The 24,777-nt window shown below is 71.6% G+C and carries 2 protein-coding genes (1 of these 2 cut by a window edge); both read left to right on the top strand.

Features of this window, described 5'->3' with window-relative positions; all coding sequences use genetic code 11:
• Window positions 1-4,126, top strand: partial view of an amino acid adenylation domain-containing protein gene (locus ACT2CW_RS08340; protein ID WP_445516094.1) — the 3' end only. 6,725 nt of this gene lie to the left of the window's left edge; only the last 4,126 of its 10,851 coding nucleotides appear in the window; the start codon falls outside the window, past its left edge; it ends in the stop codon at window positions 4,124-4,126.
• Window positions 4,123-24,777, top strand: coding sequence for a non-ribosomal peptide synthase/polyketide synthase (locus ACT2CW_RS08335; RefSeq protein WP_445516093.1), 20,655 nt, complete (start codon window positions 4,123-4,125; stop codon window positions 24,775-24,777). Before ACT2CW_RS08340 ends, ACT2CW_RS08335 begins: the two co-directional genes overlap by 4 nt.

Below are 24,777 nucleotides of genomic sequence, written 5' to 3'. Positions count from 1 at the left end.
GTACGCGGACTATGCGCTGTGGCAGCGTGAGGTGCTGGGCGATCCCGAGGACCCGGACAGCGTGGTCAGTGGGCAGCTCGGCTACTGGCGTGCGGCGCTGGCCGGTGCGCCCCAGGAGCTCGCGCTGCCGACCGACCGCCCCCGTCCTGCGGTGTCCTCGTTCCGCGGTGGCGAAGTGCCGATCCAGATCGGCGCGGAGACCCACGCCCGGCTGCTGGACGTGGCCCGCCGTGGTCGCGCCACCATGTTCATGGTGGTGCACGCCGCCCTCTCGGTGCTGCTCAGCAGGGTGGGTGCGGGCGACGACATCACCATCGGCGTGCCGATCGCGGGCCGTGGCGACCCGGCGCTGGACGACCTGGCCGGGTTCTTCGTCAACACCCTGGTCGTCCGCGCCGATCTCAGCGCGGACCCGTCCTTCACGGAGCTGCTGGCCCAGGTGCGGGAGACCGATCTGGCCGCGTACGCGCATCAGGACGTGCCGTTCGAGCGACTGGTCGAGGACCTGAACCCGTCACGCTCGCTCTCCCACAACCCGCTGTTCCAGGTCCTGCTGGCCCTCCAGAGCGTACCGGCGCCCCAGTGGGGCCTGCCGGGGCTGCGGGTCCGACGAATACCGGCGGCCGCCCAGGTCCCGGCCCGCTTCGACCTGTCGCTGGACCTGGCCGAGCATCGTGATGGTGTGGGGGCGCCGGCGGGGTTGGGTGGGGCGTTGTTGTTCGCGGTGGATTTGTTTGATGTGGGTACGGCGCGGGGGTTGGTGGAGCGGTTGGTGCGGGTGTTGGAGGCGGTGGCGGCTGATCCGGGGGTGCGGGTCAGTGAGATTGATGTGGTGGGGGAGGTGGAGCGGGCTCGGGTGGTGGCGGAGTGGAATGCCACGGAGGCTGCGCTGTCTGGCGGTTCGGTTGTGGAGCGGTTTGAGGGGTGGGTTGCGGCGGCGCCGGATGTGGTGGCGGTGCGGTGTGGTGAGGCGGCCTTGTCGTATGGGGAGTTGGATCGGCGGGCGAATCGGTTGGCGCGGTTGTTGGCCGGTGCTGGTGTGGGTCGGGAGTCGCGGGTTGCGTTGTGTTTGCCGAGGTCGGTGGACATGGTGGTGGCGGAGTTGGCGGTGTGGAAGGCGGGTGGGGCGTTCGTTCCGTTGGATCCGGAGTATCCGGCCGACCGGCTGGGTTTCGTGATCGCGGACAGCGGGGCCGGAGTGGTCCTCGGTACGTCGGAGAGCTTGGCCGAGGTGCTGGTCGGTGGTGCTCGTGTTGTGCGTATGGAGGAAGCGGACGGCTACTCCGCCGAGCCGTTGGAGACGGTCATCGTCCCGGGCCAGTTGGCGTATGTGATCTATACGTCGGGTTCGACGGGGCGGCCGAAGGGTGTGGCCGTCGCCCACGGTGGCGTGGCGAACTTGGCCGAGGCGATGCGTCCGGTGTTGGGGATGGATGCGGGTGTGGTGGCGTTGCAGTTCGCGTCGTTCAGCTTTGACGCCGCCGTTCTCGATGTCGCCGTCACCCTCGCCGCTGGCGGCACTCTCGCGGTGGCGAATGCGGAGGAGCGTAAGGATCCGCAGGCGCTGGCGGAGATGATCGGCCGGTGTGGGGTGCGGGTGGCGAGCGTGGTGCCGTCGTTGCTCGGGGTGCTGGACCCGGACGCCGTGGCCGGTGTGAGCAATTGGGTGCTGGGTGCGGAGCGGTTGAGTGCGGAGCTGGCTGGTCGGTGGTCGGCGGGTGCGCGGGTGTGGAACACCTACGGGCCGACCGAGGCCACCGTCATCACCACCGCAACCGCCACGCCCCTCGATCCCGGACTGGGCACAGCACCGCCCATAGGCCGCCCCCTGCCCAACAGCAAGGTGTTCGTGCTGGATACCTTCCTCAAGCCGGTGCCTGTGGGCGTGACGGGTGAGGTGTATATCGCGGGTGCCGGGCTGGCCCGGGGTTATATCGGTCGCCCGGATCTGTCCGCCGAGCGTTTCGTGGCCTGTCCGTTCGCCGCCCCGGGTGACCGGATGTATCGCAGTGGCGACCTGGCGAAGTGGACCGCCGAGGGTGATCTCGTCTTCGCGGGTCGCGTCGATGAGCAGGTCAAGGTGCGTGGTTTCCGCGTCGAGCCGGGTGAGATCGAGGCGGTGGTGGCCGCCTGCGAGGGCGTGGGCCAGGTCGCGGTGGTGGTACGTGACGACGGGCCGGGGGACAAGCGGCTGGTCGCGTACGTGGTCCCCCACGGGGAGCTGGACGTGGCGGCCGTACGGGAGTTCGCGGCGGACCGGCTGCCGGAGTACATGGTCCCGACGATCGTCGTGCTGGACGCGCTGCCGCTCACCGTCAACGGCAAGCTGGACCGCACCGCGCTCCCCGCTCCCGACACCGCCGAGATGACGTCGGGCCGGGCTGCGGAGACCCCGGCCGAAGAGGTCCTCTGTGGGCTTTTCGCCGAGGTGCTTGGCCTCGATGAGGTCAGTGCCGATGCGTCGTTCTTCGAGCTCGGCGGTGACTCGATCATGTCGATGCTGCTGGTGTCGAGGGCGCGTAGGGCCGGTCTGGCGGTGAGCGCCCGGCAGGTGTTCGAGCGGCGTACTCCGGCGGACCTGGCTGTGGTGGCCCGTGATGTGGCCACCGCCGATGGCCTGGCGGGGCGCGGCGATTCGGGCACGGGCGAGGTGCCGTTGACCCCCGTCATGCATGAGCTGCTGGACCGGGCCGGAGCAGAACGCATAGCTGGGGTGTTCCAGTCGACCGTGGTGGGGGTTCCGGCGGGGATGCGGCTGGGGACGCTGACCGCTGCCGTTCAGGCCGTGGTCGATCACCACGACATTCTGCGGGCCCGACTGGACACCGAGCCCGAGCCCCGCCTCCTCGTCCCCCCGACCGTGTCCGTGGCCCCGTGGGTGCACCGGATCGATGCGAGCGCGGCCGGGGGTGACCTCGAGCGCCTGATCGCCGAGCAGTCGCGGGCCGCCGCGGCCCGGCTCGATCCGCGGGCCGGGGTGATGGCGCAGGTGGTCTGGTTCGACCTCGGCCCGAGCGCCCCCGGACGGCTCCTGCTCACCGTCCACCACCTCGCCGTGGACACGCTCTCCCTCCGCGTCCTCATCCCGGACCTCGCCCAGGCGTACGCGGACCTGGCGGCCGGCCGCGAGGTCGTGCTGGAGCCGGTGCCCACCTCCTTCCGGCACTGGGCCCGCGCCCTGCGGACCGAAGCCACCGGCCAACCGCGGCTCGCCGAACTCCCCGCCTGGACCCGACTGCTGTGCGGCTCCGACGCGCCACTCGGCGACCGCTCCCTGGACCCGGTCCGCGACGTGGGTGCCACGCTGCGGCGGGTCTCCGTGACGGCCTCGGCCGAGCTCACCGCCACCCTGCTGACGGCGGTCCCGGCCGCCTTCCACGCCGGGATCGACGATGTGCTGCTCACCGCCCTCGCCTCCGCCGTCGCGGAGTGGCGGCGGCACCGCGGACAGCATGCGGAAGGCGGCGTCCTCGTGGACGTGGAAGGCCACGGCCGGACGTCCGGCGGTCTCGATCTGGCCCGTACGGTGGGTTGGTTCACCAGCACGTACCCCGTGCGGCTCGACCCCGCGACACAGGACTTCGCCGGGCTGCGCGGCGGCGGGCCGGTGGCGGGACGGGCCGTCAAGCACATCAAGGAACAGCTCCGCGCCGTCCCGGGCGATGGCCTCGGCCACGGTCTGCTCCGCCATCTCAACCCCGAGACCGCGCCCGCGCTCGCCGCGCTGCCCACCGCCCAGATCGGCTTCACCTACCTGGGCCGCTTCGCCGACGGGACACCGGAGCAGACGGCCGCCGCCTGGTCCGCCGCCCCCGAAGGCGGTCTCGGCGGCGGAGTGGGCGACGAGGTCCCGCTGGCCCACGCCCTGGAGGCCGTCGGCCTGGTCCGCGACCTGCCGGACGGCCCGCTGCTCACGCTCACACTCGGCTGGCCCCAGCACCTCCACCACCCCGACGACATGCGGCAACTCGCCGATGGCTGGCTGGCGATGCTCACCGGCCTCGCCACCCACACCACCGGCTCCGGCGGCGGCCACACACCGTCGGACTTCTCACTCATCACGCTCGACCAGAGCCAGATCGACGCGCTCGAAGCGGAACTCGCGGACAAGGGGGGAGCACGATGACTCAGATGCGAGTCCAGGACGTCTGGCCGCTGTCGCCGTTGCAGGAGGGCCTGCTCTTCCACGCGGTGTACGACGAGCGGGGCATTGACGTCTATGTCGAGCAACTCGTGCTGGACCTGGCGGGCAAGCTGGACCCCGCGGTGCTGCGCGACGCGTGGCAGGCGCTGCTCGACCGGCACGAGAGCCTGCGCGCGGGCTTTCGGCAGCTGGCCGGGGTGGCGCAGCCGGTGCAGGTCATCGCCCGGGGCGTGGAGCTGCCGTGGCGGGAGGAGGACCTGTCCGGGCTGGAGGCGGATACGGCCCGTGTGGAGTCGGAGCGGTTGGGGATCGAGGAGCGGGAGCGGCGTTTCGATCTGGCGGTGCCGCCGTTGCTGAAGGTGTTGCTGGTCAAGGTCGGGCCGGATGAGTACCGGATGATGGTGACGCTGCATCACATCCTGCTGGATGGGTGGTCGCTGCCGGTGCTGATGCGGGAGTTGTGGACGTGTTACGAGGCCGGGGGCAGCGCGCATGGCCTGCCGCCCGTCACCCCGTACCGTGACTACCTCGCCTGGCTCGCCCGCCAGGACAAGGAAGCCGCGCGAGACGCATGGCGGCAGGAGCTGACGGGCGCGGACGAGCCGACGCTGGTGGCACCGGGCGGACAGTCCACTGCCCCGGTCGCCTCCGGCAAGGCGGCCACCGACGCCGGAGCGGAACTCGCCGGCCGACTGCGCGACCTCGCCCGCCGCAACGGCCTGACCCTGAACACCGTGATCCAGGCCGCCTGGGCCGTTGTGCTCGGTCGGCTCACCGGCCGCCGCGATGTGGTGTTCGGCGCGACGGTGGCGGGGCGCCCCGCCGACCTCCCCGGCATGGAGAGCATGCTGGGCCTCTTCATCAACACACTGCCCGTACGGGTGTGCTTGGACCCGGCGCGTACGGTCGCCGAACTGCTGGCGGAGGTACAGCAACGGCAGTCGGCGCTGTTGGACCACCAGCATCTGAGCCTCACCGAGATCCAGCGGCAGACCGGGCCCGGCGCGACCTTCGACACCATCATGGCGTTCGAGAACCACCCCGTCGGGGGGCAGGACGCCACGGCGGCTGCCGCTGGGCTGCGGATCACCGACACGGCGATGCGCGAGTCCACCAACTTCCCGCTCTCGCTGGGCGTCCACCCGACGGAGGAGCTGCGGCTGCGGCTGGACTACCGCCCGGACCTGTTCGACCCCGAGGCGGCACAGGGGCTCCTTGACCGTTTGGTGCGGGTGCTGGGGCAGCTGGTAGCCGATCCGGAGACGTTGGTCGGTCGGCTGGATGTGCTGGGGGAGGCGGAGTGGTCGCGGGTGGTGGCGGAGTGGAATGCCACGGAGGCTGCGCTGTCCGGTGGTTCGGTTGTGGAGCGGTTTGAGGGGTGGGTTGCGGCGGCGCCGGATGTGGTGGCGGTGCGGTGTGGTGAAGAGGTGTTGTCGTACGGGGAGTTGGACCGGCGGGCGAATCGGTTGGCGCGGCTTTTGAGCGAGGTCGGCGTCGGTCGGGAGTCGCGGGTTGCGTTGTGTTTGCCGAGGTCGGTGGACATGGTGGTGGCGGAGTTGGCGGTGTGGAAGGCGGGTGGGGCGTTCGTTCCGTTGGATCCGGAGTATCCGGCCGACCGGTTGGGTTTCGTGATCGCGGACAGTGGCGCCGAGGTGGTCCTGGGCACGGTCGATTGCCTCGATGGCGTCCCGCTCGGCGATGCTCGCGCGGTCCTTCTTGAGGGTGCGGATGCCTACTCGGCCGAGCCGTTGGGGACGGTCATCGTCCCGGGCCAATTGGCGTATGTGATCTATACGTCGGGTTCGACGGGGCGGCCGAAGGGTGTGGCCGTCGCTCACGGTGGCGTGGCGAATCTGGCCGAGGCGATGCGTCCGGTGCTGGGGATGGACGCGGGCGTAGTGGCGTTGCAGTTCGCGTCGTTCAGCTTTGACGCCTCCGTCCTCGACGTCGCCGTCACCCTCGCCGCCGGTGGCACCCTCGCCGTCGCCACCACCGCCGAGCGCAACGACCTGCGGGCGCTGGCGGAGATGATCGGCCGGTGTGGGGTGCAAGTCGCAAGCGTGGTGCCGTCGCTGCTCGGGGTGCTGGATCCGGACGCCGTCCAGGGTGTGCGGAACTGGGTGCTGGGCGCGGAGCGGTTGAGTGCGGAGCTGGCTGGTCGGTGGTCTGCGGGTGCGCGGGTGTGGAACACCTACGGCCCGACCGAGGCCACCGTCATCACCACCGCGACCGCCACTCCGCTGGACGCCGCGCTGAAGGAGGCCCCGCCGATTGGCCGTCCCCTCCCCAACGCCCGCGTCTATGTGCTCGACCAGTTCCTCAAGCCGGTGCCTGTGGGCGTTACGGGCGAGGTGTATATCGCCGGTGCCGGGCTGGCTCGGGGTTATATCGGTCGGCCGGATCTGTCCGCCGAGCGTTTCGTGGCCTGTCCGTTCGCCGCCCCGGGCGGCCGGATGTATCGCAGTGGCGACCTGGCGAAGTGGACCGCCGAGGGTGATCTGATCTTCGCGGGACGGGTCGATGAGCAGGTCAAGGTCCGTGGTTTCCGCGTCGAGCCCGGTGAGATCGAGGCCGTCCTCAGCGGCCACCCGGCCGTGGCCCAGGCCGCCGTGGTCATCCGCGAGGACCGCCCCGGGGACCGGCGCCTCGTCGCGTATGTGGTCCCCACCGGTGAGCTCGACCCGGCGGCCCTGCGCCGCCTCGCCGCCGACCGGCTGCCCGAGTACATGATCCCGGCCATCGTGACCCTCGACGCGCTGCCGCTCACCGTCAACGGCAAGCTGGACCGCGCCGCCCTCCCCGCCCCCGACACCGCGGGCACCGCCGAGGGACGCGCGCCCGCCACCCCCACCGAGGAGATCCTCTGCGGGCTCTTCGCCGAAGTCCTCGGGCTGAACCAGGTGGGCGCCGACACCTCCTTCTTCGAGCTCGGCGGCGACTCCCTCCTCGCCATGCGGCTCATCGCCCGCATCCGCCCCGTCCTCGACAGCGAACTGCGCATCGCCGATCTGTTCGCCACCCCGACCGTCGCCGACACCGCCCGCCGGATCGACGCCGAGCACGGCGACGCACGGCCACCGCTGGAGCCACAGCCGCGCCCCCAGCACCCCGAGCAACTGCCGCTGTCGTACGGGCAGCAGCGGATGTGGTTCCTCAACCGGCTCGCGACCACCGGCGAAGACGCAGAGGGCGCGGAGGCCGCCGGGGCCGGGGTCACGGGGGCAGCCGCGGGCGTCTACAACATGCCCCTCGCGCTACGCCTCTCCGGACACCTCGACACCGGCGCGCTGGAAGCCGCCCTCGCCGACGTCGCCGACCGTCACGAGAGCCTGCGCACGGTGTTCCCGGAGACCGATGGCGTTCCGCGGCAGCGGGTGCTGGACGGCCCCGCGGCGCATCCGCCACTCGTGGTCGTCGACCTCCCCGCGGACCAGGTCGAGGCGGAGCTGAGCGCGCACGCCGGCCGCGGCTTCGAGCTCGGCACTGAACTGCCATGGCGGGCACGGCTGTTGGTCACAGGACCCACCGAGTACGTGCTGCTCATCGTGGCCCACCACATCGCGGCCGACGGCTGGTCGATGGGTGTCCTCGCACGGGACCTCAGTACGGCCTACGCCGCACGTCGGCAGGGGCGGGCGCCGGTCTGGGAGCCGCTGCCGGTGCGGTACGCCGACTTCGCCCTCTGGCAGCGGCGGCTGCTGGGGGAGCGGGGCGACGCGGACAGCCTGCTGAGCGACCAGCTCGCCTACTGGCACGACGCTCTCGCCGACGCGCCGCAGGAGCTGGTGCTTCCGGCCGACCGGCCGCGCCCGGCGGTGTCGTCGTACGCGGGCGGCCTGGTTCCCGTACGGATCGACGCCTCCACCCACGCCCGCCTCGTCGGGCTCGCGCAGCGCGGCGGGGCCACGGTGTTCATGGTCGTACACGCCGCGCTGGCGGCGCTCCTCGCCCGGATGGGCGCGGGCACGGACATTCCCATCGGCACGGCCACCGCGGGCCGTGGCGACGCCGCGCTGGACGGGCTGACCGGCTTCTTCGTCAACACACTCGTGCTGCGCACCGACCTCAGCGGCGACCCCGCCTTCACCGAACTCCTGGCCCGGGTGCGGGAGACCGACCTGGCCGCGTACGCACACCAGGACGTGCCCTTCGAGCATCTCGTCGAGGACCTCGCGCCGTCGCGCTCGCTGTCCCGCAACCCGCTGTTCCAGGTCATGCTGTCGCTGCGGAACGTCCCGCCCGCGCAGTGGGACCTGCCCGGCCTCCAGGTCCGGCCCACCCCGCCCGGCTCCCTCGCCGCCCGCTTCGACCTCTCCGTCGACCTGTCCGAACACCGCGACGAGGACGGCAGCCCGGCCGGTATCGGCGGCGACATCTTCTACGCCACCGAGCTGTTCGACGAGGCCACCGTCCAGGCCTTGGCCGGGCGGCTGGCGGCGGTGCTGGAGCAGATCGCCGCCGACCCCACCGTGCCCCTCAGCCGGCTGCGGATCCTCGACCCGGCCGAGCGGGCGACCGTCGTCCAGGACTGGAACGACACGGCCCGGAGCGTGCTGGAGGGCACGCTGGCCGAGCTGTTCGAGGCACAGGTGCGGCGAACTCCCGATGCCTTGGCCGTCGTCGGGGCGGAGCGCGGCCTGACGTACGCGGAGCTGGAGGAGCGCGCCAACCGGCTGGCACACGAGCTGATCGCCCGTGGCATCGGGCCCGAGGACCTGGTCGGCGTGGCCATGGAGCGGTCCGTCGAGCTGATGGCCGTGCTGCTGGCCGTGGTCAAGGCGGGCGCGGGCTATCTGCCCATAGACCCCCGGTATCCGGCCCGGCGGATCGCGTTCATGCTGGCCGACGCCCGGCCGAAGCTGGTGCTGTGCACGAGTGGGACCGAGGCCGTGCTGGGCACGGGCGGGACCGAGGCTGCGGTGTGCACTGACGGGCCCGAGGCCGTGATGGGCACTTGGGGGCCCGACGCCACGCCACGCAGCGATGGGCCCGAGGACGTGCCGGACACCGACACGCCGGACGCCGACACGCCGCCCCGCCTGGTCCTCGACGCCCCGGACGTGGCCGCCGCGTTGGCGACACGCCCGGCCACCGCCCCCGGGAACGCCGACCGCGTCCGGCCGCAGCGGCTGCCGCACCCCGCGTACGTCATCTACACCTCCGGCTCCACCGGCACCCCGAAGGGCGTCGTGGTCACCCACGGCGGAGTGGGCAGCCTGGCGGCGAGCCACATCTCCCGGTTCGGGTCCGGGCCCGGCGCGCGCGTCCTCCAGTTCGCCTCGCCCAGCTTCGACGCCGCGTTCGCCGAGTTCTGCACCGCCCTGCCCGCCGGGGCCACCCTCGTCATGGCGGACCGGGACATGCTGCCGCCGTACGGGTCGCTGGCCGACGTCGCCGCCGAGTTCGGTGTCACACATCTGACCGCGCCGCCCTCCGTGCTCGCCGCCGCCGACGAGCTGCCCGCCACCGTGACCACCGTCGCGGCCGCGGGCGAGGTGTGCCCGCCCGCGCTGGTGGCACGGCTCGCGCCGGGGCGGCGGATGCTGAACGCGTACGGCCCCACCGAGGCCACCGTCTGCGTCACCCTGAGCGACCCGCTCACCCCGGGCGACGCCGACGCCCCCGTGCCGATCGGACGGCCGCTCGAGAACGGGCAGACGTATGTCCTGGACGAGTTCCTTCAGCCCGTCCCCGCCGGGGTCACGGGAGAGCTCTACCTCGCCGGCCCCGGCCTGGCCCGCGGCTATCTCGGCCGCTCTGCGCTGACCGCCGAGCGCTTCGTGGCCTGCCCGTTCGCCGCCGCCGACGAACCCGGCGCCCCCGGCGGACGGATGTACCGCACCGGGGACCTGGCCCACTGGACTCCGGACGGCCAACTCGTCGTCGTCGGACGGGCCGACACTCAGATCAAGATCCGCGGTTTCCGGGTGGAACCCGGTGAGATCGAGGCCGTCCTCGCCACCCACCCGGCCGTCCGCCGGTCCGCCGTCGTGGTCCGCGAGGACCGCCCCGGGGACCGCCGCCTCGTCGCCTACGTCGTCCCCGGCGAGGACGCGGACACGGCCGGACTGCGGGAGTACGCGGACACGGCCGGGCTACGGGAGTACGTGGCGGAACGGCTGCCCGACCATCTCGTCCCGTCCGCCGTGATGGCGCTCGACTCCCTCCCCGTCACGGTGAACGGCAAGCTCGACCGCGACGCCCTGCCCGCCCCCGACTACGCGGGTCTGACCGGGCGCCGCGCCCCCGCCACCCCCATCGAAGAGGCGCTGTGCGGGCTGTTCGCCGACATCCTCGGCCTCGACCAGGTCGGCGTCGACGCGTCGTTCTTCGCGCTGGGTGGCGACTCGCTCCAGGCCATGCGGCTGATCGCCCGGATCCGCGCCGTCCTGGACACCGAGCTGAGCCTCCGGCAGCTGTTCGCCGAGCCGACCGTCGCCGGAGTCGCCCGGCAGCTCACCAGTGGCGGCGGTGTGCGGCTTCCGCTCACCCCGCAGCCCCGGCCGGAGGTCGTACCGCTGTCGTTCGGGCAGCGGCGGATGTGGTTCGTCAACCAGATGGAGGAGGCCCAAGAGGGCGGCGAAGCCGCGTACAACCTGCCACTGCGCTACCGCGTCTCCGGCGACCTCGACCTGCCCGCGCTCGAAGCCGCCCTGGGCGACCTCGCCGACCGGCACGAGAGCCTGCGCACGATCTACCCCGAAACGGACGGCGTGCCGCGCCAGCACGTCCTCGAACCCTCGGCCGGGCGCCCGCGCATGGTCGTCCTCGACACCTCCGCCGACCGGGCCGAGCAGGTGCTCGCCGAGCAGACCGAGCAGCGCTTCGACCTCAGCGCCGACCTCCCGTGGCGGATCCGGCTGCTCAGGACCGGCCCCGCGGAGTACGTCCTGCTGATCGTGGCGCACCACATCGCGGTGGACGGCTGGACGATGGATCTGCTGCTCAGGGACCTGGAAGTGGCGTACGCCGCCCGTCGGGAAGGCCGGGCGCCGGGGTGGGAGCCGCTGCCGGTGCAGTACGCCGACTACGCGCTCTGGCAGCGCCGTCTCCTCGGCGACCTGGACACCCCCGACAGCCTGATCAGCGCCCAACTGGACCACTGGCGGCGGTCCCTGGCCGACGCGCCCCAGGAGCTGACACTTCCGGCCGACCGCCTCCGGCCCGCCGTGTCCTCACACCGTGGCGGGGCGGCCGGGGTACGGATCGATGTGCCCACCCACGCCCGGCTCGTGGAGCTCGCGCGACGCGGCGACGCCACGATGTTCATGGTCGTGCACGCGGCGCTGGCGCTGCTGCTGTCGCGGATGGGTGCGGGGAAGGACCTTCCGATCGGCACGGCGGTCGCGGGGCGTGGCGACGCGGCACTGGACGGGCTGGCGGGTTTCTTCGTCAACACGCTGGTGCTGCGCACCGATGTGAGCGGTGACCCGACCTTCGCGGAGCTGCTGGCCCGGGTGCGGGAAACCGACCTGGCCGCCTACGCGCACCAGGACCTGCCCTTCGAACACCTCGTCGAGGAACTCAACCCCACCCGCTCACTGGCCCGGCACCCGCTGTTCCAGGTGATGCTCTCCGTGCAGACGATGCCACCGCGGGAGTGGGGGCTGCCGGGCGTCGAGGTGCGGTCGATGACACCCGGGGCCGCTGCGGCACGGGTCGACCTGTCGTTGACCCTGGCCGAACACCGGGACGGCGAGGGCAACCCGGTGGGGATCGACGGCGATCTGCTGTATGCCACGGACCTCTTCGACGAGCCCACCGCGCACGCGCTGGCGGAGCGGCTGGTGCGGGTGCTGGAGCAGGTCGCCTCGGATCCTGCGGCTCGGGTGAGCGAGATCGAGCTGCTGGGGCGCGGCGAGCGGGCGCGGGTGGTGGAGGGGTGGAACGCCACTGACCGGGTTGCGCCGATGGGGCCGTTGGGTGAGTTGTTCGACGAGCGGGCCTCCGTCTCCCCGGATGCGGTGGCGGTGGTGGGTGCGGGTGGTGAGGAGTGGTCGTACGCGGAGCTGCGGGAGCGGTCGGATCGGGTGGCGGGGGTGTTGGCTGCGCGGGGTGTGGGGCGCGGTGACTTGGTTGCTGTGGTGTTGGAGCGGTCGGTGGATGTGGTGGCGGTGTTGTTGGGGGTGGTGAAGGCGGGGGCGGGGTTTGTGCCGGTGGATCCGGCGTATCCGGTGGAGCGGATCGGGTGGATGGTCGAGGACTCGACGCCTGCGCTCGTCGTGTGCTCGGAGGAGACTCGGGGATCGGTCCCGTCCGGGGTGGAGTGCTGGGTGTGGGATCCGTCTGCGGAGGGTGAATCGGCGCCCGCGGTGTCCGTGGATCTCGATGATGTGGCGTATGTGATCTATACGTCGGGGTCGACGGGGCGGCCGAAGGGTGTGGCGGTGACGCATCGTGGCCTGGGGAATTTGGCGGCTGCGCAGATTGAGCGGTTTGCGGTGGGTGCTGATGCGCGGGTGTTGCAGTTGGCGTCGTTGAGCTTTGACGCCGCGGTGTCGGAGATGTGTATGGCGTTGCTTTCGGGTGGCGCGTTGGTGATGGCGGGTGCGGACAGGTTGCCGCCGAAGCGGTCGTTGAGTGAGGTGGTGGCGGAGTTCGGTGTGACGCATGTGACGGTGCCGCCGTCGGTGCTGGCGACGGTGGAGGAGTTGCCGGGGAGTCTGCGGACGCTGGTGGTGGCGGGTGAGGTGTGTCCGCCGGGGCTGGTGGAGCGGTGGGCGCCGGGGCGGCGGATGGTGAATGGGTACGGGCCGACCGAGACGACCGTGTGCGCGACGATGAGCGGGCCTCTGGAGCCGTCCGGACCGGTGCCGATCGGCCGTCCGATCGCCAATACCGCCGTCTACGTACTGGACGAGCGACTGCGGCCGGTCCCCGTGGGGGTGCTGGGTGAGCTGTATGTCTCGGGTCCGGGCTTGGCACGTGGCTATCTCGGTCGCCCCGGGCTGACGGCGGAGCGCTTCGTGGCCTGCCCGTTCACCGGCGGGCGGATGTATCGCACCGGCGACCTCGCCAAGTGGACCGGGGACGGCCAACTCGTCTTCGGTGGCCGGGCCGACGACCAGGTCAAGGTGCGTGGCTTCCGCGTCGAACCCGGCGAGATCGAGGCGGTTCTCGCCGGTCATCGGAGTGTCGGCCACGTCGCCGTCGTCGTACGGGAGGACCGTCCCGGCGACAAGCGGCTCGTGGCGTACGTCGTCCCTGACGGGGATGTGAATACTGCGGGGCTGCGGGAGTACGTGGCCGAGCGGCTGCCGGACCACATGGTCCCCGCCGCGGTCGTCGCCCTGGACGCGCTCCCGGTCACCGTCAACGGCAAGCTGGACCGCGCCGCCCTCCCCGCCCCCGACTTCACCGACGCGGCCGAGGGGCGCGGCCCGGCCACACCCACCGAGGAGATCCTCAGCAGCCTCTACGGCGAAGTCCTCGGCCTGGAGTGGGTCGGCGCCGACGCCTCCTTCTTCGAGCTGGGCGGCGACTCCCTCCTCGCCATGCGGCTCATCGCCCGCATCCGCGCCGTCCTCGACGCGGAGGTCAGCATCGGCGATCTGTTCGCCACCCCCACCGTCGCCGGCGTCGCCCGGCTGGTGGGCGAGCTCGGGGGCGAGTCCCGGGCGCCGCTGACGGCGCGACCGCGGCCCGAGACGATGCCGCTGTCGTTCGAGCAGCAGCGGATGTGGTTCCTCAACCGGCTCGAGACCACCGGCGAGGGGGCCGCGTACAACCTCCCGCTGGCCCTGCGGCTCTCCGGCGATCTCGACATCCCCGCGCTGGAAGCCGCGCTCGGCGATGTGGCCGACCGGCATGAGAGCCTGCGCACGGTCTTCCCGGAGACCGCGGGCGTCCCCTGCCAGCAGGTCCTGCACGGCGCGGCGGGCCGTCCCTCGCTGACGGTGGTGCACACCGCCGCGGACGAGGTGCCCGCGCAGCTCGCGGCGTACGCGAACCAGCCGTTCGATGTCCGACGCGAACTGCCGTGGCGCGTACGGCTCTTGGTGACCGGCCCGGCCCAGTACGTCCTCGCGGGCGCCGTCCACCACATCGCGGCCGACGGCTGGTCGATGGGCATTCTCGCGGGCGACATCGGCACGGCCTATGCGGCCCGGCGCGCGGGCCGACTGCCCGGGTGGGAGCCCCTGCCGGTGCAGTACGGGGACTACGCCCTGTGGCAGCGTGAGGTGCTGGGCGACCTCGGCGATCCGCAGAGTGTCATCAGCGGGCAGCTGGACTACTGGCGGCAGGCGCTCGCCGGTGCCCCGCAGGAGCTGGACCTGCCGACCGACCGGCCCCGACCTGCGGTGTCCTCCTTCATCGGCGGCGAAATGCCGTTCGAGGTGAACGCGGAGACCCACGCCCGGCTGGTGGAGCTCGCCCAACGTGGCCGGGCGACGATGTTCATGGTGATGCACACGGCGCTGGCGGTTGTGCTGTCGCGGATGGGTGCGGGTACGGACATCCCCATCGGCACGGCGACGGCGGGCCGTGGTGACGCGGCGCTGGACGGGCTGGCCGGGTTCTTCATCAACACGCTGGTGCTGCGCACCGACCTGAGTGGCGACCCGTCGGTCATCGAACTGCTGGCCCGGGTGCGGGAGACCGACCTGGCGGCGTACGCGCATCAGGACGTGCCGTTCGAGCGGCTGGTCGAGGATCTCAACCCCACCCGGTCGCTGGGCCGGCACCCGCTCTTCCAGGTGTCGCTCACCATGCAGAACCTGCCGCAGGGCCGTCGGCCGTGGGAGCTGGCCGGTCTGGAGGTGAGCGGTCTCCCGGCAGCCTCTCCGGCGGCCCGGTTCGATCTGTCGGCGACGGTGGCCGAGCGCCGCGACGAGGAGGGAGCGCCGACGGGGCTGATGGGCTCGCTGCTCTACGCGACCGATCTGTTCGACGAAGACACCGTGCGGTTGTTGGCGGGGCGGTTGGTGCGGGTGTTGGAGCAGGTGGCGGCTGATCCTGGGGTGCGCGTCAGTGGGATTGATGTGTTGGGGGAGGGCGAGCGTTCGCGGGTGGTGGGGGAGTGGAATGCCACGGAGCGTTCGGTGTCCGGGGTGTCGTTGGTGGAGTTGTTCGCGGCGCGGGCCGCTGCCTGCCCGGATGCGGTGGCGGTGGTCGGCGCCGGTGGCGAGGAGTGGTCGTACGCGCAGCTCGGGGAGCGTGCGGATCGGGTGGCGGGTGCGTTGGCCGGGCGGGGTGTGGGGCGTGGTGATCTGGTGGGTGTGGTGATGGAGCGGTCGGTGGAGTTGGTGGTGGTGTGGCTGGGTGTGTGGAGGGTGGGGGCGGGGTTTGTGCCGGTGGATGTGGGGTGGCCGGTGGCGCGGCGGGGGTTGGTGTTGGGGCAGGTGGGTTTGGTGGTGGCGGATGGGGGGCTTGGGGTGCCGGGTGCGGTGGCGGTGGATGAGCTGTTGGGTGGGACGGATAGTGCGCCGGTGCCGGAGGTGGTGGTTTCGGCCGGGGACGTGGCGTATGTGATGTTTACGTCGGGTTCGACGGGTGTGCCGAAGGGTGTGGCGGTCAGTCATGGTGCGGTGGCCGCGTTGGTGGTGGATGGGTGTTGGAGTGCGGCGGCGCGGGGTCGGGTGTTGATGCATGCGCCGCATGCGTTTGATGTGGCGGTCTTTGAGGTGTGGGTGCCGTTGGTGAGCGGTGGTCGGGTGGTGGTGGCGCCGCCGGGTCGGCTGGATGCGATGGGGTTGGCGGGTTTGGTGAAGGCGCATGGGCTGACGGCTGTGCATGTGACGGCTGGTTTGTTCGGTGTGTTGGCTGAGGAGTCGCCGGAGTGTCTGTCGGGGGTGGCGGAGGTGCTGACCGGTGGTGATGTGGTGCCTGCTGGTGCGGTGGCTCAGGTGAAGGCCGCGTGCCCGGGGATTGTGGTGCGGCATCTGTACGGTCCGACCGAGGCCACCTTGTGTGCCACGACGTATGCGGTGGTTCCTGAGGCGGTGGCTCCGGCGGTGTTGCCGATCGGCCGGCCGCGCGACAACACCAAGGCGTTCGTCCTCGATGAGCACCTCAAGCCCGTTCCGGTCGGGGTGAGGGGCGAGCTCTATCTCGCCGGAGCGGGACTCGCCCGTGGGTACACGGGACACCCTCGCCTCACGGCGGAGCGCTTCGTGGCGTGTCCGTTCGCGGGTGGGCGGATGTATCGCACGGGTGACCTGGCGCGGTGGACGGCCGATGGTGAGCTGGTGTTCGCGGGGCGGGCGGATGAGCAGGTGAAGATCCGTGGTTTCCGGGTGGAGCCGGGTGAGATCGAGGCGGTGCTTGCCGCGCACGAGAGTGTGGGCCAGGTCGCGGTCGTCGTCCGCGAGGGCGACCGGCAGGGCGACAAGCGCCTGGTGGCCTACGTCGTACGCAGCGGCGACGGCGAGAGTGGCCTGGCCGGGCTGCGGGAGTACGTGGCCGAGCGGCTGCCCGAGTACATGGTCCCGGCGGCCGTGATGGCCCTTGACACCCTCCCCGTCACCGCCAACGGCAAGCTGGACCGCACCGCGCTCCCCGTCCCGGAGTTCGCCGCCACCACCTCCGGCCGGGGCCCGGCCACTCCGGTCGAGGAGATCGTCGCCGGGGTCTTCGGCGAGGTGCTCGGGCTGGACTGGGTGGACGCGGAGGCGTCCTTCTTCGAGCTGGGTGGCGACTCCCTGCTCGCCATGCGGCTCATCGCCCGCATCCGCGCCGTCCTGGGGGCGGAGCTCACCATCGGGGAGCTCTTCGCCGCCTCCTCGGTCGTCGGCGTGGCCCGCCTGGTGGATGCGGCAACTGGTCAGACCCACGTCGCGCTGACGGCGCGGCCCCGGCCCGAGGTGCTGCCGCTGTCGTTCGAGCAGCAGCGGATGTGGTTCCTCAACCAGCTCGAAGGCGCGGGCGAGGGCGCGGCGTACAACCTCCCCCTGGCCTTGCGGATGTCCGGCGAACTGGACTTCGCGGCGCTGGAGGCCGCGCTGGGCGATGTCGCCGACCGGCACGAGAGCCTGCGCACGATCTACCCGGCGAGCGAAGGCGTTCCGCGTCAGCAGGTGCTCGAAGGCGCCGCGGGCAGGCCGCCGCTGGTCGTGGTGGACACCACCGAGGACGAGATCGACGACGCCCTCACGGCCCACGTGGGCCGCGGCTTCGATGTCAGCGTCGATCTGCCCTGGCGGATCCGGCTGCTCAGGACCGGCCCCACGGACTACGTGCTGCTGATCGTGGCGCACCACATCGCGGTGGACGGCTGGTCGATGGGCGTTCTCGCACAGGACCTGGAGACCGCCTACACCGCCCGCCACCAGGGCCGACTCCCGGGCTGGGAGCCCCTGCCCGTGCAGTACGGGGACTACGCCCTGTGGCAGCGTGAGGTGCTGGGCGACCTCGGCGATCCGCAGAGTGTGATCAGCGCGCAGCTGGACTACTGGCGGCGGACGCTCGCCGGCGCGCCCGAGGAGCTGGACCTGCCGACCGACCGGCCCCGACCGGCCACGCCGACGTTCCACGGGCGCACTTTCCCGGTGGAGGTGGACGCGGAGACCCACGCCCGGCTGGTGGAGCTGGCGCGGCGTGGCCGGGCGACGATGTTCATGGTCGTCCACGCGGCGCTGGGGGTTCTGCTGTCGCGGCTGGGCGCGGGCACGGACATCCCCATCGGCACGGCGACGGCGGGCCGTGGCGATGCTGCGCTGGATGGGCTGGCCGGTTTCTTCGTCAACACGCTGGTGCTGCGCACCGATCTGAGCGCCGACCCGGGTTTTGACGAGTTGCTCGCGCGGGTGCGGGAGACCGATCTGGCGGCGTACGCGCATCAGGATGTGCCGTTCGAGCGGCTGGTCGAGGATCTCAACCCGACCCGGTCGCTCTCCCGAAACCCGCTGTTCCAGATCACCCTCGTCCTCCAGAACCTGCCAGCGTCCCAGGACCGGTGGAATCTGTCCGGGTTGCGGGTCGGGCCACTGGAGGCCACCTCGCAGGAGTCCACCGCCAAGTTCGACCTGTCGCTGACCCTGGCCGAACGCCGGGACAGCGAAGGCGATCCGGCCGGGCTCGTGGGTGGACTGTTGTATGCGACCGATCTGTTCGATGAGGGCACGGTGCGGTTGTTGGCGGGGCGGTTGGTGCGGGTGTTGGAGCAGGTGGCGGCTGAGCCTGGGATGCGGGTGAGTGAGATCGATGTGTTGGGGGAGGGCGAGCGTTCGCGGGTGGTGGGGGAGTGGAATGCCACGGAGCGTTCGGTGTCCGGAGTGTCGTTGGTGGAGTTGTTCGCGGCGCGGGTGGCGGAGGCGCCGGATGCGGTGGCCGTGGTGGGGGCGGACGGCCGGGAGTGGTCGTATGGCGAGTTGGCCGAGCGTGCGGATCGGGTGGCGGGTGCGTTGGCCGGGCGGGGTGTGGGGCGTGGTGATCTGGTGGGTGTGGTGATGGAGCGGTCGGTGGAGTTGGTGGCGGTGTGGCTGGGTGTGTTGAGGGTGGGTGCGGGGTTTGTGCCGGTGGATGTGGGGTGGCCGGTGGCGCGGCGGGGGTTGGTGTTGGGGCAGGTGGGTTTGGTGGTGGCGGATGGGGGGCTTGGGGTGCCGGGTGCGGTGGCGGTGGATGAGCTGTTCGGGGGGATGGAGGGTGCGCCGGAGGTGGTGGTTTCGGCTGGGGATGTGGCGTATGTGATGTTTACGTCGGGGTCGACGGGTGTGCCGAAGGGTGTGGCGGTCAGTCATGGTGCGGTGGCCGCGTTGGTGGTGGATGGGTGTTGGAGTGCGGCGGCGCGGGGTCGGGTGTTGATGCATGCGCCGCATGCGTTTGATGCGGCGGTCTTTGAGGTGTGGGTGCCGCTGGTCAGTGGCGGGCAGGTGGTGGTGGCGCCGCCGGGCCGGGTGGACGCGGCGGTGTTGGCGGGTTTGGTGAAGGCACATGGGCTGACGGCTGTGCACGTCACGGCTGGCCTGTTCGGTGTGTTGGCTGAGGAGTCGCCGGAGTGTCTGTCGGGTCTGGCGGAGGTGCTGACCGGTGGCGATGTGGTGCCTGCTGGTGCGGTGGCTCAGGTGAAGGCTGCGTGCCCGGGGATTGTCGTCCGGCATTTGTACGGTCCGACCGAGGCCACCTTGTGCGCCACGACGTATGCGGTGGTTCCTGAGGCGGTGGCTCCGGCGGTGCTGCCGATCGGCCGGCCGCGCGACAACACCAAGGCGTTCGTCCTCGATGAGCACCTCAACCCCGTGCCCCCGGGCGTCAACGGCGAGCTCTATCTCGCGGGCGCCGGGCTCGCTCATGGCTATCTCGGTCGGCCGGGGCTGTCGGCGGAGCGCTTCGTGGCGTGTCCGTTCGCGGGTGGGCGGATGTATCGCACGGGTGACCTGGCGCGGTGGACGGCCGATGGTGAGCTGGTGTTCGCGGGGCGGGCGGATGAGCAGGTGAAGATCCGTGGTTTCCGGGTGGAGCCGGGTGAGATCGAGGCCGTGCTTGCCGCGCACGAGAGTGTGGGCCAGGTCGCGGTCGTCGTCCGCGAGGGCGACCGGCAGGGCGACAAGCGCCTGGTGGCCTACGTCGTACGCAGCGGCGACGGCGAGAGTGGCCTGGCCGGGCTGCGGGAGTACATGGTCGAGCGGCTGCCCGAGTACATGGTCCCGACCGCCCTGGTCCCCCTCGACACCCTCCCCGTCACCGCCAACGGCAAGCTCGACCGCGCCGCCCTCCCGGCCCCCGACTTCGCCGCCACCATCTCCGGCCGGGGCCCGGCCACTCCGGCCGAGGAGATCCTTTGCGGGCTCTTCGCCGAGGTGCTTGGCCTGGAACGGGTCGGCGCGGAAGACTCGTTCTTCGAACTCGGTGGCGACTCTCTGCTCGCCATGCGGCTGATCGCCCGGATCCGGTCGGTGCTGAACACCGACATCGGGATCGGCAGGCTGTTCACGGAGCCGACGGTGGCCGGGGTCGCCCGGCTGCTCGACGCCCGCGAGGACGGCACCACCCGGGCCGCGCTGACGGCACGGACCCGGCCGGAGGTGCTGCCGCTCTCGTACGCCCAGCAGCGGATGTGGTTCCTCAACCGGCTCGAAGGCGTCGGCGAAGGCGCGGGCTACAACCTGCCGCTGGCGTTGCGGATTTCGGGCGACCTGGACATCGCCGCGCTGGAGGCCGCGCTGGGTGATGTCGCCGACCGGCACGAGAGCCTGCGCACGATCTTCCCCGAGACGGACGGCGAGCCTCGGCAGCAGGTGCTGGAGGGCGAGGCGGGCCGACCGCCGCTGATCGTCGTGGAGACCACACCGGACGAGCTCGGCGCGACACTCGCGGCGCAGTCCGGGCGTGGCTTCGAGCTGAGCGCCGATCTGCCCTGGCGCATCCGGCTGTTGGCCACCGGGCCCATGGAGTACGTGCTGCTGATCGTGGCGCACCACATCGCGGTGGACGGTTGGTCGATGGGTGTGCTGGCGCGGGACATCGGCGTGGCGTACGCCGCCCGTCGGGCGGGCGACGCCCCGGGATGGCGGCCGCTGCCGGTGCAGTACGCGGACTACGCGCTCTGGCAGCGCGACGTGCTGGGCGATATCGAGGACCCGGACAGCGTGATCAGCGGCCAGCTGGACTACTGGCGCGCGGCCCTGGCCGGTGCGCCCCAGGAACTGACGCTGCCGACCGACCGGCCGCGCCCGCCCGCGTCGTCCTTCCGGGGCGGCACGGTGCCCCTGCATGTGGACGCCGAGACCCACGCCCGGCTGGTGGCGGCCGCCCAGCAGGGCAACGCCACCATGTTCATGGTCGCCCAGGCCGCACTGGCCGTGCTGCTGGCCCGGCTGGGCGCGGGCACGGACATCCCCATCGGCACCGCGATCGCAGGTCGTGGCGACGAGGCCATGGACGCCCTGGCCGGGTTCTTCGTCAACACACTGGTCTTGCGGACGGACGTCAGCGCCGACCCGACGTTCAACGAGGTGCTGGCGCGGGTGCGGGAGACCGATCTGGCCGCGTACGCGCATCAGGACGTGCCCTTCGAGCGGCTGGTGGATGTGCTGAGCCCGGAACGCTCGCTGGCGCGCAACCCGCTGTTCCAGGTCATGCTGGCGCTCCAGAGCGCCGCGCCGGAGAAGTGGGAGCTGCCCGGCCTGGAGGTCGACACGCTGCCGTCGACCGCGGACCCCGTGGCCCGCTTCGACCTGTCGGTGACGCTGATCGAGCATCGTGATGGTGTGGGGGCGCCGGCGGGGTTGGGTGGGGCGTTGTTGTTTGCGGTGGATTTGTTTGATGTGGGTACGGCGCGGGGGTTGGTGGAGCGGTTGGTGCGGGTGTTGGAGGCGGTGGCGGCTGATCCGGGGGTGCGGGTCAGTGAGATTGATGTGGTGGGGGAGGTGGAGCGGGCTCGGGTGGTGGCGGAGTGGAACGCCACGGAGACCGTGCTGCCCGGCGGTTCGATCGTGGAGCGCATCGAGGCGCGGGTCGCGGCGGCGCCGGATGTGGTGGCGGTGCGGTGCGGTGATGAGGCCCTGTCGTATGGGGAGTTGGATCGGCGGGCGAATCGGTTGGCGCGGTTGTTGGCCGGTGCTGGTGTTGGTCGGGAGTCGCGGGTTGCGTTGTGTTTGCCGAGGTCGGTGGACATGGTGGTGGCGGAGTTGGCGGTGTGGAAGGCGGGTGGGGCGTTCGTTCCGTTGGATCCGGAGTATCCGGCGGATCGGTTGGGCTTTGTGATCGCGGACAGTGGCGCCGAAGTCGTCCTGGGCACGGCCGACTGCCTCAACGACGTCCCCCTCGGTGACGCCCGCGCCATCCTTCTCGGCGGTGCCGATGCCTTCTCGGCGGAGCCGTTGGGGACGGTCGTCGTCCCGGGCCAGTTGGCGTATGTGATCTATACGTCGGGTTCGACGGGGCGGCCGAAGGGTGTGGCTGTCGCGCATGGTGGTGTGGCGAATCTGGCTGAGGCGATGCGTCCGGTGCTGGGGATGGACGCGGGTGTGGTGGCGTTGCAGTTCGCGTCGTTCAGCTTTGACGCCGCCGTTCTCGATGTCGCCGTCACCCTCGCTGCTGGCGGGACGTTGGCGGTGGCGGGTGCGGAGGAGCGTAAGGATCCGCGGGCGCTGGCGGAGATGATCGGCCGGTGTGGGGTGCAAGTCGCAAGCGTGGTGCCGTCGTTGCTCGGGGTGCTGGATCCGGATGCCGTGCCGGGTGTGAGCAATTGGGTGCTGGGCGCGGAGCGGTTGAGCGCGGAGCTGGCTGGTCGGTGGTCGGCGGGTGCGCGGGTGTGGAACACCTACGGGCCGACCGAGGCCACCGTCATCACCACGGCCACCGCCATGCCCCTCGATCCCGGACTGGGCACAGCACCGCCCATAGGCCGCCCCCTGCCCAACAGCAAGGTGTTCGTGCTGGACACCTTCCTCAAGCCGGTGCCTGTGGGCGTGACGGGTGAGGTGTATATCGCGGGTGCCGGGCTGGCCCGGGGCTATATCGGTCGGCCGGACCTGTCCGCCGAGCGTTTCGTGGCCTGCCCGTTCGCCGCCCCGGGCGGCCGGATGTATCGCAGTGGCGACCTGGCGAAGTGGACCGCCGACGGTGACCTCGTCTTCGCGGGTCGCGTCGATGAGCAGGTCAAGGTGCGTGGTTTCCGCGTCGAGCCGGGCGAGATCGAGGCGGTGGTGGCCGCCTGCGAGGGCGTGGGCCAGGTCGCGGTGGTGGTACGTGGCGACGGGCCGGGGGACAAGCGGCTGGTCGCGTACGTGGTCCCCAACGGGGAGCTGGATGTGGCGGCGGTACGCGCGTTCGCGGCGGACCGGCTGCCGGAGTACATGGTCCCGGCGATCGTCGTGCTGGACGCGCTGCCGCTCACCGTCAACGGCAAGCTGGACCGTGCCGCGCTCCCGGCCCCCGACGCCACAGCCACCGTGACGGGCCGGGGTCCGGCCACCCCGACCGAAGAGATCCTCTGTGGGCTCTTCGCCGAGGTGCTTGGCCTCGATGAGGTCAGTGCCGATGCGTCGTTCTTCGAGCTCGGCGGTGACTCGATCATGTCGATGCTGCTGGTGTCGAGGGCGCGTAAGGCCGGTCTGGTGGTGAGCGCCCGGCAGGTGTTCGAGCGCCGGACCCCTGCGGAGTTGGCGCTGGTGGCCGGTGATGCCGCTGCCCCCGGTGGCCTGGAGGGGAGCGGCGATCCGGGCACGGGCGAGGTGCCGTTGACCCCCGTCATGCATGAGCTGCTGGACCGGGCCGGAGCAGAGCGTATAGGTGCGGTGTTCCAGTCCACGGTGGTGGTGGCTCCGGCGGGGCTGCGGCTCGAGACGCTGACCGCTGCCGTCCAGGCGGTGGCCGATCACCACGACATTCTGCGGGCCCGACTGGAGACCGAGCCCGAGGCTCGCCTCCTCGTCCCCCCGACCGTGTCCGTGGCCCCGTGGGTGCACCGGATCGATGTGAGTGCGGCCGGGGGTGACCTCGAGCGCCTGATCGCCGAGCAGGCGCGGGCCGCCGCGGATCGGCTCGATCCGCGCGCGGGTGTGATGATGCAGGTGGTCTGGTTCGACCTCGGCCCGGACACCCCAGGCCGGTTGCTGATCCTCCTCAACCACCTGGTCGTGGACGGCGTTTCCTGGCGCGTCCTCGTGCCCGACCTGGCCGAGGCGTATACCGAACTGGCCGCCGGCCGTGAGGTCGTGCTGGAGCCGGTGCCCACCTCCTTCCGGCACTGGGCCCGCGCCCTGCGGACCGAAGCCACCGGGCAACCGCGGCTCGCCGAACTCTCCGCCTGGACCGAGCTATTGGACGGCCACGCCCCCCTCCTCACCTCGCGGCCCGTGGACCCGGAGCGGGACCTCGGCGCCACCGTCCGGCAGCTGTCGGTGAAGGTGTCCACGGAGGTCACATCGGCGCTGTTGACCACCGTGCCGACGGCGTTCCACGCGGGTGTCGACGACGTACTGCTGACCGGCCTGACCGCGGCGTTGGCCGATTGGCGGCGCCGCCAGGGCCAGGAGGACACGCCCGGGGTCCTGCTGGACCTCGAGGGCCATGGCCGGGTGCCGTTGGCGGAGGGCGTGGATCTGACGCGTACGGTGGGCTGGTTCACCAGCAGCTACCCGGTGCGGCTCGACGTCGGCGTCGTCGATGTCATGGAGCTGCGCTCCGGCGGGGCCGTGGCGGGACGGGCCATCAAGCGCATCAAGGAACAGCTCCGCGCCGTCCCCGGTGACGGGCTCGGCTACGGGATGCTCCGGTATCTCAACCCCGAGACCGCGCCCGCGCTCACCACCCTGCCCACCGCCCAGATCGGCTTCAACTACCTGGGCCGGTTCCCCGGCCGGCAGCACCAGGGCGAACAGGGTCAGCGGCCCGTCGAGCAACATGCCTGGCAGACCGCCGGTGACGGTGGCCGAGGTGGCGGCGCCAACGACCGGATCCCGGTCATGCACGCCCTGGAGGTCATGGGCGTCGTCCACGACCTGCCCGACGGCCCGCAGCTCACCCTCATCGTGTCCTGGCCGTCCGAGCTGCTGGCGGAGTCGGCCGCCCGGAGCCTGCTGGACGGCTGGGCCGCGATGCTCACCGGGCTGACCACGCACACCACGGACGCGGACGCCGACACCGGTATCGGGGGCCACACCCCTTCCGACTTCCCGTTGGTGGACATCAGTCAGAGCGAGTTGGACGAGTTCGAAGCGACAGCGCAGCAGATGGACGAAGGAGCTTGA

Source organism: Streptomyces sp. NEAU-174 (genome assembly GCF_052665095.1).
Note: the sequence above shows the minus strand (reverse complement) of the source record. Positions and strands in the feature narration are given on the sequence as shown.